Source organism: Pseudoalteromonas sp. MBR-15, from assembly GCF_053628915.1.
The window spans coordinates 1-1,262 of sequence record NZ_JBRJHH010000032.1 but is presented as its reverse complement, the minus strand read 5'-3'; the positions used below and the strand labels follow the sequence as shown (position 1 = coordinate 1,262).

Below are 1,262 nucleotides of genomic sequence, written 5' to 3'. Positions count from 1 at the left end.
TCTATTTTCTCATCCATAAAAAAACCCGAGACTAAGCTCGGGTTTTTCTTGAATGCTTAATGCATCACTATAGTTGATTACTCAACGATAGTTGCAACAACACCAGCACCAACTGTACGGCCACCTTCACGGATAGCGAAGCGTAAACCTTCGTCCATCGCGATTGGAGCGATTAGCTCTACAGTCATCTTGATGTTATCACCAGGCATTACCATTTCAACGCCGTCTGGTAACTGTACGTCACCTGTTACGTCAGTTGTACGGAAGTAGAACTGTGGACGGTAACCTTTGAAGAATGGAGTATGACGGCCACCTTCATCTTTAGAAAGTACGTATACTTCTGAAGTGAATTTAGTGTGTGGCTTGATTGAACCAGGCTTACAAAGTACTTGACCACGCTCAACGTCTTCACGCTTAGTACCACGTAGAAGTGCACCGATGTTCTCACCCGCACGACCTTCGTCTAGAAGCTTACGGAACATCTCAACACCTGTACATGTTGTCTTCGTAGTTTCTTTGATACCTACGATTTCAACTTCGTCATTCACGTTGATGATACCAGCTTCAACACGGCCAGTTACAACTGTACCACGACCTTGGATTGAGAATACGTCTTCGATAGGCATGATGAATGGCTTATCGATGTCACGCTCTGGCTCTGGGATGTATGAATCTAGCGCTTCAGCTAGTTCAATGATTTTCGCTTCCCATTGCTCTTCGCCTTCTAGGGCTTTAAGTGCTGAACCTTGGATTAGAGGTAAGTCGTCACCTGGGAAATCGTACTCAGAAAGAAGTTCACGAACTTCCATCTCTACTAGCTCAAGTAGCTCTTCGTCATCAACCATGTCACATTTGTTCATGAATACGATGATGTAAGGTACGCCAACCTGACGAGAAAGTAGGATGTGCTCACGTGTTTGTGGCATAGGACCGTCAGTTGCAGCAACTACTAGGATTGCGCCGTCCATTTGAGCAGCACCAGTGATCATGTTTTTAACATAATCGGCGTGTCCTGGACAGTCTACGTGTGCGTAGTGACGAGTTGGTGTATCGTACTCAACGTGTGAAGTTGAGATTGTGATACCACGCTCACGCTCTTCTGGAGCGTTATCGATTGATGCGAAGTCTTTAGCTGTACCACCGTATACTTTTGCAAGTACGTTAGTGATTGCTGCAGTTAGGGTAGTTTTACCGTGGTCAACGTGGCCGATTGTACCAACGTTTACGTGCGGTTTTACGCGTTCAAACTTTTCTTTTGCCAT

The 1,262-nt window shown here is 45.4% G+C and carries 1 protein-coding gene; it reads right to left on the bottom strand.

The window, feature by feature from the left end; translation table 11 throughout:
• Window positions 1-77: 77 nt before the first annotated feature.
• Window positions 78-1,262, bottom strand: coding sequence for an elongation factor Tu (gene tuf / locus ACSSVW_RS20305; RefSeq protein WP_036971551.1), 1,185 nt, complete (start codon window positions 1,260-1,262; stop codon window positions 78-80).

Bases quoted from the DNA above. Each gene is read 5' to 3' on its own strand.
- tuf (WP_036971551.1), bottom strand. From the start codon at position 1,262: ATGGCAAAAGAAAAGTTTGAACGCGTAAAACCGCACGTAAACGTTGGT.